This is a genomic window from Rhodanobacteraceae bacterium (genome assembly GCA_016713135.1).
Taxonomy (GTDB): Bacteria; Pseudomonadota; Gammaproteobacteria; order Xanthomonadales; family SZUA-5; genus JADKFD01.
On sequence record JADJPR010000002.1, the window covers coordinates 436,183 to 451,692 of the forward strand.

A 15,510-nucleotide genomic window follows, 5' to 3' on the forward strand; every position below is an offset into this window, starting at 1 on the left:
TATGACGAATACGTGCTTCAGACTTCTCTCCGCGTGAAATAGAGTCCGTTCACAAAGCCTGCATTTCAACCATCGTGTGAAAACGCGAATCGGACTTTGACCTGAGTTCCGAGTAGTCACCCTCTTCGACAACTCTCCCCGCATGCAGGACAAAGACGCGATCGACGTTCCTAATAGTACTGAGACGATGCGCGATAATAATGACGGTTACTTGCCCATGCAGCGCATCGATGCTCGCTTGCACGCCGCGCTCAGATTCACTGTCGAGAGCACTTGTTGCCTCGTCTAAAATCAGAAGTCGAGGATTTCCATAGAGCTCTCTTGCGATAAAAAGACGTTGCCGTTGACCACCGGAGAGACAGATGCCGCGATCACCGACCTGAGTATCGTACTGTTGTGGCAGCGATTCGATGAAGGTGGCGAGTTGGGCGTCCGCTGCGGCTTTTCGGATTCGCTGCTGGACGCCTTCTGGAGTCGAGGGCGCGCTCTCTCCCATGGCGATGTTTGCGGCAATTGAGCCGTTGAAGATCACGGTTTCTTGCGAAACATATCCGATCTGGTCACGCCAGGATCTCGGGTCCAACGAGTGCGCGGGCACACCATCGATCGTCAAACAACCGGATTGCGGGCGCAACATCAGGCTTAGAATGTCCACGAGCGTCGACTTGCCTGCGCCCGATTCTCCTACCAAGGCAACCGTCGAGCGTGCCGGAATGGCGAGTGTTACGTTTTCGATTGCGTTACCGAGGTCGGTGCTGTAGCTGAAGCTCACGTTCTCCAACCGGATCCCATCAGTAAGTATCGGCGCCAATTGACCATCGGTCTTTTCTGCGTTTTTGGCGAGCGACTGCAATTCGCTCTCGACCATCTCGACGGCGCCGATGCTGTTCATAGCTGCCTGCCATTGGGCTTGCAGGGCGACCATGGCCCCGAGCCCCCGGTGGAACAGCAGGAGGACGACCAGAACTGGTCCCAGCGGCTCCTTGAAGACAATCGTCTGCAGCATGATGATCGCGATCATTGTCAGGATCGAGACGGGTTCATTCAGGGAATTGGTGGCTGCCTGCCAGATGTGCTGACGCACTCTCAACCCCGTCACCCGAAGAATGCTCTCTTCGGTGGTTGAGCGCATATGCTGCATTTTATTTGTGGAGACCAGGTACTTGAAAGACTGCAGCGCCTGGACGAGAAAGTTATTGAGTGTACTCATTTCCTTGGACGCCGCGCGGGACAGCGTCCGTACGTGTGCATTCAGATGACGGAAGGAAAATAGCACTACCGCTCCGAATATCACGACCAGCGCAGCAAAGCGCCACGACAGTAGGAATGCCATTGACAAATATGCCATGGCCTTGATTCCTCCTGCGTAGAAACTGATCAAGGCCGTAAAGCTCTGGTAAAATGCGCCGACCTGGGTATTTATTATATTGACGAAGTGTCCGGTGCTGCGCGTGGTGTAGTACCCGAGGGTCATCCCTGCACAACCTGAAAATATCTTCATTTTCAGCTCATGCATCAACTTTGCCTGCAAGAAGCCGCCATATGCGCCGTGTGCGAAGGTAATCAGCGCCTTGACCACAAACACACTTCCAATCAGGATCAAAAGCCCCGTGGAGGATTTCTCTACTCCGAGGTACTGCAACACTCTTGTGATCGCGGCGGGAGTACTGTCGGAAAATCCTGCCCCCGCATCCATTGCGCCAAGCAGTGGAAGCAGGAGGGTGATTCCGAATCCCTCGGTCAGCGCCACCAGGAGCGCAAGCACGAAGATCAGGTAGATCCGCGAACCGAGGTGCGCCGAAAATATGCGAAGGTACTTTGTTGCGCCTTCGAACGGATTGAGGCTCAGGGAGTTTTTCTGGCTCTGCATTTAGGGTAGCCGGTGAGTTGGCTTAAGCCGGCAGATTTGCCGGGAACCGATCGGGCGCGCGCTCGGAATCACAGAGAGATCCTGTCTGCCGTCTGCGCATTCCAGTCGCTGAGATCCTGCGCAATCCGGGCGGCAGCATTCCCATCCCATAGGCTGGGACGGCGTCCGGCAGGACTTGCACCATCAAGAATCGCATGCGTCGCGCTGAGAATTTCGCTTGCGGCTGTCCCTACGACCCGATTGGTGCCTTCGGTCACCGTGATCGGGCGCTCGGTGTTTTCGCGCAAGGTCAGGCATGGAACGCCAAGTGCGGTGGTCTCTTCCTGCACGCCACCCGAGTCGGTGAATACAAGTGTCGCTTCGCGCATCAGACCGAGCATTTCCAGGTATCCAAGCGGTGGCAGCACCGCAAGACCGGGAAGTTCAATCATTGCATCCAGTCCGAATTGCGTGATCTTGGCGCGGGTGCGCGGGTGCACCGGGAATGCGATCGGAAGTTGATCCGAGATGTGGGCAACTGTCTGCAGCAGGCGTTCGAGGGTATCCCGGTCGTCGACATTCGAGGGTCGGTGGAGGGTCAGCACTCCGTGTCTGCCTGCCGCGGCGAATGCTGCCCGGCGAGCTGGTCCCAGGGGTCCATCGAACGCGCCAGCCAACGAGTGCGCTGCGGGCACGGCCTCTGGCAGGCTGGCCAACAGAGTATCGATCATCACATTTCCGACGAAGGCGATCTTGTCGCGCGCGATGCCTTCTGCGAGAAGGTTGTCGATCGCCTCTGCTTCAGTCACGTAGAGCCGGTCGGACAGTTGGTCCGTGAGCAGTCGGTTGATCTCCTCGGGCATGGTACGGTCGCGCGAGCGAAGCCCGGCTTCGACATGGACCACCTTGATCCCTTTCTTGGCGGCGACCAGGGCACAGGCGATCGTGGAGTTCACGTCGCCGACGACCAAGACCACGTCTGGCTGGTGCTGGTCGAGCACGGGTTCGAATCGCTTCATCACGTCGGCGGTTTGCGCGGCGTGAGTGCCCGATCCCACCTCCAGAGAAATGTCGGGGTTGGGGATTCGAAGTTGCTGGAAGAAGCGTTCGTTCATCGCAACGTCGTAGTGCTGACCGGTGTGTACCAGCAACGGGCAGAACCGGTCCGGATGCTTCTGGAAGGCGCGCATGATCGGCGCAATCTTCATGAAGTTCGGGCGCGCGCTGACGACGCAGAGCACTTTCAACGGCGCCGCCACCATCTGCTCAGAGCCGGCCATCGACATCCCCGCGCTGAAAGAGGTATTTGACGTCATAGACCACGCCTTCGGCCCTGCACCATTCACGTACGCCGCTGGCGCCACGGTCGGCAAACTGCTGGTGTGCGACGGCGATTACGACGGCGTCATAGGTTCCGGTGGCGGGTGCGCTGACAAGGTCCAGTCCGTACTCGTGCTTGCACTCCGCAGCATCGGCCCATGGATCGTAGACATCAACCTCGGCGTGATAGCCGCGGAGCGCATCGACGATCTCGACCACGCGGGTGTTGCGCAGGTCCGGGCAGTTTTCCTTGAAGGTCACGCCGAGCACCAGGATGCGGGCGCCAACGATGCTGATCCGGCGCGCAGCCATCAGTTTCATGAGCTCGGTTGTGACGTGCGCGCTCATGCTCTCGTTTACGCGGCGGGCGGCCAGGATCAGTTCCGGGTGGTAGCCCACCTCCTGCGCCTTGTGGACCAGGTAGTAGGGGTCGACGCCGATGCAATGGCCGCCGACGAGCCCCGGGCGGAAGGGGAGGAAGTTCCACTTGGTGCCAGCTGCATTGAGGACCGCCTCGGTGTCGAGATCCAGGCGGGAGAACAATTGCGCCAACTGGTTGATGAGCGCGATGTTGACGTCACGCTGGGTGTTTTCGATCGCTTTCGCGGCTTCGGCGACACGGATGCTCGGCGCGAGATGGGTGCCAGCGGGCACGATTTCGCGGTACAGGGCATCGATGAACTCGGCCGCCTCCGGAGTCGATCCGGAGGTGATCTTGACGATGTCTGGCAGACGCCTGTGCTTGTCGCCCGGATTGATGCGCTCGGGACTGTAGCCAACGCTGAAGTCCACATTGAAGCGCAGCCCGGACTCGCGCTCCAGCACTGGCACGCAGACCTCCTCCGTCGCGCCAGGGTAGACGGTGGATTCGTACACCACGACGTCGCCGCGTTTCAGGATGCGTCCGACGGTGGTGGAAGCGCCTTCCAGGGGCGAAAGGTCCGGCCATTTGTGGCGGTTGACCGGGGTGGGCACCGCGATGATGTGGACGTTGGCGTCTTTCAGATCGTTGGCGTCGCAGGAGAAGCGTAGGTGACTTGCAGAAGCCAGTTCTTCGGAACTGCACTCGCCCGTGGCATCCAGCCCCCCTGCAAGCGCCCGGACACGCTGGGTGTCGATGTCGAAACCGACGGTCGGGCGAATGCGGCCCAGAGCCACTGCCAAAGGTAGGCCGACGTATCCCAAGCCGATGACGGAAGGGCGGGCCTGCAACAAGGTGGGAATTGGAGGCATTCTCGGTTCGATGTGTTAGGTTGGATTGATGGAATGGGCGGGGTTGGACTTCACGACGGCAACTTCAAGGCTGGACCGCTGCGGCCGTCCCGATGGTGACCTGGATCGACGAGCCCCTTGCGGCGGCCATGGCGAGCAGGCGTTCGCGCAGGATGCGCTTGGCTTCGTTGTCTCCATGGACGAGGCGCACTTCCGATGGCAGCTTGGGTATCCGGCTGACGAACCTGAGCAGATCGTCCTGCCCGGCATGCGCGGAGTAACCCGTTATGCTGGCGACCTTTGCGCGGATGACATAGCGTTTTCCATCCAGTTCGACATAGCCGCCCCTGGGGCCGTATTTTTCGATCGCGTGACCTGGCGTTCCGGGCGCCTGGAATCCGACGAACAGGATGTCGTGCCGCGGATCCTCGATCATCGCCTTCAGATAATTGACGATGCGCCCACCGGCAGCCATGCCACTGGCTGCGAGGACCACAGCCGGGCGGCGCGTGCTGGCCAGGTGGTCGACCAGCTTCAGATGGTCTTCGTGGCTGTCCACCGTGATCAGGTTCTCGAAGGACAGCGGATGGCGGCCGGCGCGCAGCCGCTTGTGCGCTTCGGCATCCCACCAGGGCTTGAGCTGGTTGTGGGCGGCGGTGAATCGCGCAGCGAGCGGTGAATCGACCACGACGGCCAACTCGCGCCAGGCAGGGGCTTTCCCTTCGTGGATCAGTCCTTCCAGCTCGTACAGCAGTTCCTGGGTGCGCCCGATGCTGAACGCGGGTATCAGGACCGTGCCGCCGTCCTTCATGGCGTGTTCGATGGCCGACTTCAGGCGCAGGCGTCGGGCACGCCGGTCCTCATGGATCCGGTTGCCGTAGGTACTTTCGAGAACCACGGCATCGGCGCGCTGCGGTGGCGCGGGGGCTGGCAGCAGCGGGGCGTGCGGTGCGCCCAGGTCCCCGGAAAACACGATGCGACGACTGCCGCGCCCGTTGCCGATATCGAACTCGGCGTAGGCGGAGCCGAGGATGTGCCCGGCGCGCTGCAAGCGCACCCTGACCGGACGTGTCGGGTGGTCGATCACGCTGTGCCACCGGGCATAATCCAGGGGCACCGTGAGCGACCTGATCAGCGCCAGCGCGCCCCGGATCAGGCGCTCGTCACGCGTGAATCCGACCTTCAGCGCATCCTCGATGACCAAGGGCAACAGGGTTGCCGATGGCGTGCTGCAGATGATCGGACCGCGGAAGCCTGCGGCAAGCAGATACGGCAGGCGCCCGACGTGGTCGATGTGGACGTGCGTGACGAGCAGCGCACGCACGTCGTCGATGTTGAATTCGATCTGATGGCGGTTCGACTCATCGCCGCCGCTGGTTTCTGCGCCCTGGAACAAGCCGCAATCGATCAGGATTGCGTCGTCACCGACCTGCAGCCGGTGGCAACTTCCGGTGGTTCCGTCGACGGCACCGTGGTGCAGGATCTGCGTGTCCGGTACGGGTGACCTGCCAGGGGCATGGCCGGAATCGACGGCACCCGCGTTCACAATGTCTGCGCCGCCACCATGGCGGAGAAGCGCGAATCGGCACGATCGCGCAGCGCGGCGTAGTCCCCCTGCTCCACCAGGCGCCCCTTGTCGAACACGAAGACCGTGTCGGCAGACCTCACGGTGGCCAGCCGGTGCGCGATGATCACCACGGTCATGCGCCCGCGGAGTTCGTCGATGCTCTGCTGGATCACGCGCTCGGCCTCGCTGTCCAGCGAACTGGTCGCCTCGTCGAGGATCAGCAGCCGCGGCTCCTTGAACAGCTCGCGGGCGATGAACAGGCGCTGGCGCTGGCCGCCCGAAAGACGGATGCCGCGGTCGCCGACCAGCGAATTGAATCCATCCGGCAGCGACTCGATGAACTCGAGCAGGTGAGCACTCTGGGCGGCGCGACGGACGCGCTGCATCAGTTCCGGGTCGGTCTTTGGATCGCCGCTCCAGAGGCAGATGTTGTTGGCGAAGCTGTCGTCGAAGATCACCGCTTCCTGCAGCACATAGCCGATCTGCCGGCGCCAGCTGGCGCGATCGATACTGCCGGCGCTCACACCGTCGATCAGCAATTCGCCCGTGCGCGGCGCGAGCAGCAAGGTCAGCAGGTCGATGATGGTCGACTTGCCGGCGCCGGATGCGCCCACCAGGGCCACCGTGGTGCGTGCCGGGATGACAAAGGACACCTGCGAAAGAACATCGCCGACGCGCGCGTCGTAGCTGAACGAGACATCGCGGAACTCGATCGAGTCGCTGAGTGCGCCGATCTGCTTGCCGCCATCGGGCACCGACTCGCGCTCCAGGCGTGCGAACTCGTCGCGCACGACTTCGACCGAGCCGATCTGGGCCAGCACGTTCTGCCAGGAGTTCTGCAACCCGAGGACCGCATTGACCCCGCGGTAGAAGAGCAGGATTGAGACCATGATCGGGGCCAGTGGTTGCTGGAAGACCGCCAGCTGGATCATGACGATGGAGATGATCACCAGCATTGCGATCGGCTCGCGCGCAGCGCCGGCAAAGGCCATGACCAGGTTCAGTCGCGCGCTCAACTCGCCAGCGCGTTCGACATTCCCCATGGCCACGCGGCGCAGCGGCTCTGCAGTGCCGGTTGCGGCCAGGTACTTGAAGGCCTGGATCGATTGGACGAAGGCCCCGGACAGCGCGCCCATCTGCTCCGCGCTCTCGCGCGACAGCGAGCGCACCTGCAGGTTCAGACGGCGGAACAGCAGCACCAGCCCAAGGCCAACCACAATTGCCGCGACCCCGAAACGCCAGGCGACGAGGATCGCCATCCCGAGGTAGACCGATGCCTTGATCGCGCCCACCATCATCGACGAGAAGCTCTGGAAGGCGCCGATGAAGGAAAACACCTGTGAGAACAGGTTGAAGAAATAGCCGGTGTCGCGGGCGGAGTAGTAGCTGTAGGACATCTTCGAGTAGGCGTCGTACAGGCGTCCCTGCAGGTTCCGCTGCAGGTCGGCGCGCAGGTAGCCGCCGTAGCCGCCGGCCGCAAAGGCCACGGCGCCCTTGACGACGAACACGCCCGCGATCAGCGCGAGCACCGCGACCGGCCCGGATACGCCCAGGGTTCCGAGGAATCCGGTCACCCAGGTCGCGAATCGCCCGGATGCGGCGCCCTCGGCATCCAGGCTCTGCAGCAAGGGCAGCAGCATCAGGATGCCGACGCCCTCGAGCAGTGCTTCGACCACCTGCAGCGCAAACACGAGGTAGACGCGGACACCGATGAACTCGCGGAAGGTCCGGAAGTACCCGGGAATACCGCCGAAGGAAGCGGCTTGCGGGATGTCGGCCACTTCCTGGGCCACTGCGATCATGCCGTCTCGGCACCCGCGTCGAATGGAACGCCAACCGTCAGGGTCGGGTCGGGATCGCGGGGGCGCTGCGCCCAGCGCCAGGCCGTGCCCAGGATTTCATCGATGTCCGCGTGCTGCGGACTCCACCCGAGCTCCCGGCGTGCGCGCCCGGCGTCTCCGACCAGAGCCGAGGGATCGCCCTCACGGCGCGGCGCGATGGTCACTGGCACCCGCAGTCCGGTCACACGCTCGGCGGCCGCGATGATCTCGCGGACGGTGAATCCGCGGCCGTTGCCGAGGTTGTAGGCGTCCAGCCCGGGCGATGCCGACGCCAGGCGGTGCAGCGCGCGCAGGTGCGCATCGGCCAGATCGGTCACGTGCACGTAGTCGCGGACGCAGGTGCCGTCGCGGGTGGCGTAATCGTCGCCGAAAACCTGGATGTGCGGGCGCTTGCCCGCGGCGGCGTCGAGCACGAGGGGAATCAAGTGGGTTTCCGGATCATGCGCCTCGCCGAGCTCGCCCTCGGGATCCGCGCCTGCCGCATTGAAGTAGCGCAGCGCCGCGCTGCGCAATCCATGCGCGACGCCGAAATCGGCGAGGATCCGCTCGACCATCCACTTGGATGCGCCATAGGGGTTGATCGGCGCCTGCGGGTGATCCTCGGCGATGGGAATGGACTGCGGGTTGCCGTAGGTCGCGCAGGTACTGGAGAAGACGATCCGGTCGATGCCGTTGCGCACCATCGCATCGAGCAGCACCAGGGTGCCGGCGACGTTGTTGCGGTAGTACTTGGCCGGATGGATGACCGACTCGCCCACATAGGCGAAGGCCGCGAAATGCATCACGGCATCCGGACGATACTGGCCAATGATGCGTTGCAGGCTTTCCCGGTCGCTGATGTCCGCAACTTCGAGCGGGCCCCATCGAACCGCCCATCGGTGACCGTAGACCAGGTTGTCGACGCAGATGGGCAAGTGCCCCTGCGCAGCGAGCGCCTTGCAGACATGGCTGCCGATGTAACCCGCCCCGCCCGTCACCAGGACTTTCATCAGGTATCTCTCACGGATCTTGCCGATCTTGGTTCCGCGCCGGCGACCTGAGTCCGCGCCAGGAGCTCGTGCGCTCCCGAGAACCAGCGCGTGAGGTAGGCCGCGAGCGTGCCGGCCATGCCGTGCACGGCGTAGCGCCCGCGTATCCAGGCATGCGGCGGAAACAGGCAGACCCTGAGGTACGCCAGCCGCTGCCCGAGCGAGGGCAGGCAGGCCAGGCTGCGCAGCACCCGCGCCACGTGCCCGCGCGAGGCCTCGATCAGGTTGCGCGTACACTCATGTCGTCCCAACGCCTGCCAGTCGGACATCCGGCGGACCGGGAGCTCGAGATCGAACCAGCGGCTTGCGTCCGTCAGCGCATGCGCATGCAGGCCGGCGACATGCTTCGAGCGCACCATCGAGTCCAGTTCGCTCCAATCCTTGGCAGTCATCCCGCGCGCCAGCAGCGCAAGGTCGTAGAGCCATACCAGGGGCCGGTCCGAGACGGGCTGGTGCGCCTCGTAGTGCACCACTGCGTGCATCAGGGCATCGACCCGCCCGAGCGCACGGCAACCCGGAATTCCGGAAAGCGCAATCGACCGCGCCATCAGCTCGGTGAAATCGAACCTGCATGCAAGTTCCGGCAACACGTGCAGCGCCCAGTGCAGATCAACCTCACGCCCACTTGCACGATCCCGATATCGCGCCTGATTGCCCACCAGATCGTGCTGACTGTAGCCATCCGACTCGAGCCCAAGGTCGACCATGACCTGATGCGCAACGAGCCGCTCATGCGGGGCAACCAACAGGTCGACATCCGTGACCGGACGCAGCTCAGGCCGGGCATAGAGCCAACGCCCGAGGGCAGCGCCCTTCAGCAGCAGGGCGGGGCAACCGCGGGCCGCCAGCGCCGACAGCAGGCGGGCCAGCAACTGGTTGTCGCACTCGATTGCCGGTGCCTGCGCGGTCACCAGGACATCCCAGAACGCCTGTTCCATCGGCTCCAGATTGCGGCCGCTGCGCACGGCGTCGTCGAGTGCCGCCGCGATCAAGCGGTTTTCCTGCAGGGGTGGCGACCTGTTCGGCGAGTGATCGCCGGCGGAGGTCCTCGCGAATCGGTACCGAAAAAACATCCAACAGGGCACTCGTCACGACGCCGACCCCAAGTCCCGCCTTCCATCGCCGCCGCGTCGGGTGCGCAGCATCAGGATGCACGCAAGCACGAACACGCACGCCAGGCTGGTCGTTCGCAGCGGGTAGTCGAGCAGCGAATGCAGGCAGAGGGACAAGAGGATCAGGGCACCAACCAGCCGTTCTGCGTTCTCGCGCTGACCATTTCCCCAGTCGACCCGCAACTCCTGCAGACGTTGCCAGACCCATCGTGCGAACAGTCCAAGCACGAGCAGGGCCGGGAGTCCGACATCGATCCAGATCTCCGCCCAGTCATTGTGCGCGTGGTTGACGATCTTCGGCCCCAGGTCTGCTACCGGCGCATACGCTTCGTAGACGGCGGGGAAGCTTCCGACGCCGGTGCCGCTGGCAGCAAAGCGGCGAGTCAGCTCCAGCACGTGTGGGAGCACGTCGGTGCGCTGGCCGCCTTCGAGATTTCCGAAGCGGGCAGCGATCCGATCAAGACCGAATTCCACCGCAACCAGCCCCCCGGCAATCACGATGATCGGCAACCAACGGGTTGCGCCGCGGAGCTGCTTTCCGCTGATGAAGGCCAGGATCAACATGATCGCCGACATGACCGCAGCCAGGCCCACTGCGGACCGCGATCGGGCGAGAAAGACGCCAAGCATCAGGATGGCGCTCATCAGCAACCAGCCGAGCATGTGCAATGCACGCTGATTGGCGGGTGTGCGTGCCGTTCCATGTCGAATCACGCCGCCAAAAACGCAGATCAGCGCCACCACCAGGAATGACGCATAGTGATTGCGGTTGGCGTAGAGGCCGACTGCCTCGTGCGCGTTGGTCGGTGTGTAGAAACGCAGGCCGCTACCGCTGCCTTGGGCGACCTGGGCGACGCCGAGGGCGACCATCAGCACCGCGGCGGAAATGACCAGCCCCACCATGCGCCATCTCCATTTCGGGTCGATCTGCACGGCGAGCACCAGCAGGGCCGCCGCCGGCAACAGTGATCGAACTGAGGCCAGGGTCGCATTGGGATCCAGTGACCAGGTGCGGAATGCCGGCGCCGGGATGCCAAGCGAATCCAGACCCGAATAGACCTCCGCGCGACCGGGCAGCCACCCGACCAGCGCTGCCGGGACCGGCACGACCTGAATCAGGGGAATGGCCACCACGAGTAACAGCAGCACCACGAGGCGCCGCACCTCAGGCTGCAGCAACTGCCAGCGCAGCCGGACCAAGCCATAGGCCAGAGCGCCCACCGCCGCGAACTGCACGAGCAGATCGCTGAGCAGGAAGTTGCGGGTGCCACCACCAAGCAAAAGCGCCAGGGCGAGCACTGCCCCGCACAAGGGTCCGGCCAGCCTGTCCGTTGTCGACATTCCGGAATTCCGCGCGTGCCCCGGGGTGGCGCGATCGAGCCGAGTGTCTGCGATCATGGCCCCACGGGGCCACTCCGCCTGCGCGCTTTGGCCAGTAGCGAGGGATGGACCCACCCCGGTCATTGGACCGCAGACGGGCCGAATGGCTTGGATTCCTGTGGCGGAGGCGCCAGCAGCTCCACTTCACGCCGCAATGCCTCGATCTCGAGTTCCAGCCGCTGGTACTCATCCTGCTTGCGTCGCAGGAAGTCGGTCGTGGCACGCAACTTGGCGATCGCCCCGCTGGGCGTCAACACGTACGCATAGCCGAGCTTGTTGTGGCTGTTGCGGAAGTTCTGCACCTTGACCCAACCGCGTTCGATGAGTGCGCGCAGGCAGTAGTTGGTCTTGCCCAGCGACAGGCCAAGCTCGCCTGCCAGCTCGCGCTGCGAGTGGTTCGGATGCTCGGTCAGCAGCCGGAGCAGGCGGTAGCGGGTCTCGTCGTCGAGCATGCAGTGGTCGTTGAAATCCGGGGACGGCAGCGGGCTGATCCTGCCCCCACGCCGCTGCCGCCCTGCGGTGTAGGCCCGCATGGCCGGACAGCCAGTTTTTGCCGCGGTCAGATGCGTGCGCCGAGGGCGTGCTTCGGAACCACGATCTCGCGTTCGGTGCCCAGCAGCGTCAGCAGCAGGCGCACCCGATCTTCACCATGGGTCGCAGCGAAGATGGCGTCCATGCCGCTGAAGGGACCTTCGTTGATCCGGACCTTTGCGCCCGGCTGCAGTTCCGGCGGCGCCAGGCGCACGAATCCATCGTCGGGATCCATACGCAGCCGGATCTGTTCGATCACGGCATCGGGAACGACCGCAGGTAGCCCCCGAAACGCACGATCGTGGATACCCCGCGGGTACCGCGGACCGGCTCCAGGGACTGCAGGGACGGATCCGAGTGCAGGAAGATGTAGCGCGGGAACAGCGATTCGGTACGCACCACCACGCCCGACGCCGCCCGCACGCTGCGCGTCGAGTCCTTGCAAACAAGGTCCGAAGCCCTGCCGCGTCAAGCAGAGTTGTGCTTCAGCCCTCGGCGCGTGGCTTCTGGGGAGGACAGCGAACCAGGATTGCAGATGCCGACGATCCGTTCACGACGTGAACAGACCACATCGCCAAGCTGCTTGCTGCGCGGACCATTGTGCCGCCGGCCGCCATCATGCGGCGACTGGCGATTGCGACACCACTTCCCGAATCCGGGACTTGCGGCGACAATCGGCACCGATTGTCAGCCGCCGCGATCGCCCTGACTGTTCCCGAGCAGCGCCAGGCGAGACAACAGTGGCTCCAGTTGCTGGCGATAGTGGCTCCATGCCGGAACCGTATGCGCACTGATTTTTCGGCGCACCTGCGCACTACTGGCGGTGGCGACCACACCACGCGTCTTCTCGGTGTTCAGCGCTTCTGCCACGAACGATAGACCACAATAGTCGAAGACTTCTTTCGCAACCGCCTCGGTATCGTTGGTCAAGCGAACGAAATCAACATCGAGAATGCGCCCCGGGAGCACCCGATGCCAATGCTCCATCAATTTGCGATAACCAAGATAATAATCGGCGAGCTCGCCCTGTTGGTAGGAGTACCCGCAGGCCTCGGAAAACAAGGTCCGCACAGTCGAGAAACAAGCCTCGCGGGTTGCGAACCAGATGCAGGAATTTCGCATGTGGAGTGCCTGCAATATCTCCGACATTCAGAAAATTCGACGGCTTCCAGGAACCATTGCCGGCCATTTGCGCGTGGATACATCGCGCCGTGAATCGTTCACCCACCCGACGAAAATCGATTGCTGCGGCGCGCCGGATCAATTCTGCGTCGAGCACGCCTCGGAAGCGGCAATCGGCCGCAGCTTCATGTCGACATTGAATGCGTAACTTCGCCGCCATCGGCGACATCAGCAGACCAGAAGCACACGCTCGAGCAAGGTGGTGCCGGTGCGGCATGCCCACAACGAAAATCGGGGCCAGCTTCGCTGATTCGATCGGGCGCGCAACGAAATCCGCACGCATTGCGCCATCAACCGCGGGAAAACGCCCATGGGTCGGCGTGATCAGTGAATGCGCCGGCGCTTGGGCGTGCATCCACGCTCCAATGCTGACCAGGCCTCAGGGTAACGCTCAAGATCGTGCAGCTCATTGAAGAGCGCGAAATTCGGGTGTAAATCTCGCCCCCAGCCCTGGCTGAGCCTGCCGCAGTTGTTCCCCGAATCCGGGAGACACGATTGCGCTCGGTCGTCTGCGGTACAGATGACGACAGCACCGGTGAGGCCTGCGCAAACCGCGGATCCGTGGAGAGGCTGAGTTCCAGCGACCGCTCGGCTTGGGCAAGTTCGTGGCGAACATGTGCAGGTTGCCGCGAAAATATCGCGACGGCGCATGCCGGGGTCCCGCCGGAATGCGAGAGATCCAGGCATGGCGACGGCTTCATCATGTGCGCCGATATTGCTGGAGCAAGACTCCGCCTCGGCCAGCACTTGCGCTGTCGCCGCGCGACGGAAACCGAGGTTGCGCAAGCAACTGATCAGCGCATCGTTCTCGAGGAAGCGGATCAACTGGCGCGCGAGAGAAAGGACCAATTCAGGCTTTTCCGGCTTCAACTCGGCAGCCGCCAACGCGTAGCCACCGGGCTCTGCCGGAACTCTCTCCTGCAGCAGCCGACACCAGGCGCACCCGCCCAACGACGTTGCGGGGCTGCAGTTTCGACCAGGGTCCCCAACTGATCGCCTCATCGAGTGCGCATTACGAGCCAGCGCCGCGTCGATTCTTCGAGCAGTTTTCTGGACGCCGCGCCGTTGGGATCTGTTGCGTCAATCCATCGCTCCACGAGGAGATGTTCGAGAAACCCGGCCGCCTGCCAAGGCATTCGCTTCGCGAGCTGGAGTTGCCGTCCTCGCAAGACTGTAGCGCCTCGCGGGGCCAGGGTCGTCACAAACCTGAGCATCAGATCGCACTGCAGCCGAGAGTACTGCATAGTAGAAGCGACCCGGACTTTTACTGCGGGTCGAAGCTGTTCGCGAAGGTCAGGAACGACACGGGCGGTTCTTGTCGCCACGTTGTTCACGCCCACCGTGATAGCGCATCCCACGGGGGATTCCAGAAAGCCAGCCAGATCGTGGTACGGTGCCGCCGAGCACGCCTTCTGGAGCGGCCGGGGTGCCGTCAGCATCGGCGCGGTTCGGTCGGAGCACCAGGTCGCGAAGCCGGCAGTCGACGCGTGAACTGGCAGGAGTCTTCCCTCGACGCGAGTAGTAACGCGTGTTCCTGGTCGCACCCCAGTTGCCCATCTCCCAGCGCGTGGCGTTGGAATGCAGGCGCCAGTTGTTGCTGGGCCATGCCGTCCTCGTATCGCCGCCTGGCACGAGGCTATCATCCCAAATCATCGAGATTATCTATCTCGGCGTTAATCCAGGATCGTAGGTGTTGTCCAGCGAGTAGGAGAAGGTGCCGTAGTCGGTATCTGGAGGGACGTAATTGAACGCGACATCGATACCCCTCGTTCCGAGGGATCGAAAGTTATCTGTTCCATGTGTCCAAAGCTCTATCGATCTCCACCGCCCGGCAGGCGGCGGCCGAATCGTGCGCAATAGGGCTGATTGTTGTTCAGGATTGCATTGATCCAAGATGGGCCATCCTAAGCTGGCGGACCCTGAGTGAATCTTTGATTGGATCTGCCACCAGTCCTGACGGACACGTCGAAGCTTCCAGAAGAACGGGCTGAAGGCGATGCCTCGTTCGCGGTCACCGAAGTTTCCGCCGTAAGATTCCGGCTCACCACCGACCACGTGCGGATCTGGGGTTGCCCTCCGTAGCTACCGGCGGCACGCCCTGCGCGCGGCAGCGTCGCCGCGGATCGGCGCTCAGACCACCAAAACGGACCGTGTTGCAGGGGTGGAAATCTGCAGGAGAGTATCGGACACACCCTGAACAGTTCGAGGACGCCGGAGCGCGAAAGCGCCTCGCCATAACCGGCGGCGGACCAGCAACTCGTCGATCGCTTCCACTTGCCGAAGGGAAGAAGTGGTAGTGTCTCCGAAGTTGCTGTAATCCGAACAGCGGTCGCCAAACTGAAATCGAGCGACTTCGCCATTGCGACATCGGTGAGCAGGCAGCGCAAATCTCGGCCTTCAAAACCTCAAGCTGTAACCGCCCCGGAAATTTGAGCACGCGCGCCTACTAGCGGTGTTGGCGGAGGCAATCAACGCATCTGGCGTGTCG

At 63.1% G+C, this 15,510-nt stretch carries 13 protein-coding genes; 1 reads left to right on the forward strand and 12 read right to left on the reverse strand.

Annotation, left to right across the window (positions count from 1 at the left end; translation table 11 throughout):
- Nucleotides 1-49 precede the first annotated feature (49 nt).
- From IPK27_04175 to IPK27_04230, 12 genes are all read right to left on the reverse strand, one after another.
- On the reverse strand, nucleotides 50-1,870 hold the full coding sequence (locus tag IPK27_04175; protein MBK8066836.1) for an ABC transporter ATP-binding protein: 1,821 nt from the start codon (nucleotides 1,868-1,870) through the stop codon (nucleotides 50-52).
- Nucleotides 1,871-1,938: 68 nt separating this feature from the next.
- On the reverse strand, nucleotides 1,939-3,111 hold the full coding sequence (wecB, locus tag IPK27_04180) for a UDP-N-acetylglucosamine 2-epimerase (non-hydrolyzing) (GenBank protein ID MBK8066837.1): 1,173 nt from the start codon (nucleotides 3,109-3,111) through the stop codon (nucleotides 1,939-1,941).
- Between the two features lie 4 nt (nucleotides 3,112-3,115).
- Complete coding sequence (locus IPK27_04185; protein ID MBK8066838.1) at nucleotides 3,116-4,402, reverse strand: nucleotide sugar dehydrogenase; 1,287 nt, start codon at nucleotides 4,400-4,402, stop codon at nucleotides 3,116-3,118.
- Nucleotides 4,403-4,466: 64 nt separating this feature from the next.
- On the reverse strand, nucleotides 4,467-5,864 hold the full coding sequence (locus IPK27_04190; GenBank protein MBK8066839.1) for an MBL fold metallo-hydrolase: 1,398 nt from the start codon (nucleotides 5,862-5,864) through the stop codon (nucleotides 4,467-4,469).
- A gap of 59 nt (nucleotides 5,865-5,923) precedes the next feature.
- Nucleotides 5,924-7,750: an ABC transporter ATP-binding protein gene (locus IPK27_04195; GenBank protein MBK8066840.1), complete on the reverse strand. Its 1,827-nt coding sequence runs from the start codon at nucleotides 7,748-7,750 to the stop codon at nucleotides 5,924-5,926.
- Nucleotides 7,747-8,778 (reverse strand): UDP-glucose 4-epimerase GalE, encoded by a 1,032-nt coding sequence (gene galE / locus IPK27_04200; GenBank protein ID MBK8066841.1) that lies wholly within the window; start codon nucleotides 8,776-8,778, stop codon nucleotides 7,747-7,749. Before galE ends, IPK27_04195 begins: the two co-directional genes overlap by 4 nt.
- Complete coding sequence (locus IPK27_04205; protein MBK8066842.1) at nucleotides 8,778-9,809, reverse strand: nucleotidyltransferase family protein; 1,032 nt, start codon at nucleotides 9,807-9,809, stop codon at nucleotides 8,778-8,780. Before IPK27_04205 ends, galE begins: the two co-directional genes overlap by 1 nt.
- A 96-nt stretch (nucleotides 9,810-9,905) precedes the next feature.
- Nucleotides 9,906-11,228, reverse strand: a complete 1,323-nt coding sequence (locus IPK27_04210) for an O-antigen ligase family protein (GenBank protein ID MBK8066843.1) — start codon at nucleotides 11,226-11,228, stop codon at nucleotides 9,906-9,908.
- Between the two features lie 161 nt (nucleotides 11,229-11,389).
- Nucleotides 11,390-11,761: a MarR family EPS-associated transcriptional regulator gene (locus IPK27_04215; protein ID MBK8066844.1), complete on the reverse strand. Its 372-nt coding sequence runs from the start codon at nucleotides 11,759-11,761 to the stop codon at nucleotides 11,390-11,392.
- Nucleotides 11,762-11,868: 107 nt separating this feature from the next.
- A complete protein-coding gene (locus IPK27_04220) occupies nucleotides 11,869-12,099 on the reverse strand; it encodes a hypothetical protein (protein MBK8066845.1) in 231 nt (76 codons plus the stop codon).
- Complete coding sequence (locus IPK27_04225) at nucleotides 12,096-12,245, reverse strand: hypothetical protein (protein MBK8066846.1); 150 nt, start codon at nucleotides 12,243-12,245, stop codon at nucleotides 12,096-12,098. Before IPK27_04225 ends, IPK27_04220 begins: the two co-directional genes overlap by 4 nt.
- Before the next feature lie 282 nt (nucleotides 12,246-12,527).
- Nucleotides 12,528-12,962, reverse strand: a complete 435-nt coding sequence (locus IPK27_04230) for a sulfotransferase (protein ID MBK8066847.1) — start codon at nucleotides 12,960-12,962, stop codon at nucleotides 12,528-12,530.
- On the opposite strand from IPK27_04230, the gene IPK27_04235 reads away from it, so the two are divergent.
- Complete coding sequence (locus IPK27_04235; protein MBK8066848.1) at nucleotides 12,961-13,170, forward strand: hypothetical protein; 210 nt, start codon at nucleotides 12,961-12,963, stop codon at nucleotides 13,168-13,170. The genes IPK27_04230 and IPK27_04235 overlap by 2 nt on opposite strands.
- Nucleotides 13,171-15,510 lie beyond the last annotated feature (2,340 nt).

Coding starts and splice junctions, on each gene's coding strand:
- IPK27_04175 (MBK8066836.1), bottom strand. CDS start 1,870: ATGCAGAGCCAGAAAAACTCCCTGAGCCTCAATCCGTTCGAAGGCGCA.
- wecB (MBK8066837.1), bottom strand. CDS start 3,111: ATGGTGGCGGCGCCGTTGAAAGTGCTCTGCGTCGTCAGCGCGCGCCCG.
- IPK27_04185 (MBK8066838.1), bottom strand. CDS start 4,402: ATGCCTCCAATTCCCACCTTGTTGCAGGCCCGCCCTTCCGTCATCGGC.
- IPK27_04195 (MBK8066840.1), bottom strand. CDS start 7,750: ATGATCGCAGTGGCCCAGGAAGTGGCCGACATCCCGCAAGCCGCTTCC.
- galE (MBK8066841.1), bottom strand. CDS start 8,778: ATGAAAGTCCTGGTGACGGGCGGGGCGGGTTACATCGGCAGCCATGTC.
- IPK27_04215 (MBK8066844.1), bottom strand. CDS start 11,761: ATGCTCGACGACGAGACCCGCTACCGCCTGCTCCGGCTGCTGACCGAG.
- IPK27_04235 (MBK8066848.1), top strand. CDS start 12,961: ATGTGGAGTGCCTGCAATATCTCCGACATTCAGAAAATTCGACGGCTT.
- IPK27_04230 (MBK8066847.1), bottom strand. CDS start 12,962: ATGCGAAATTCCTGCATCTGGTTCGCAACCCGCGAGGCTTGTTTCTCG.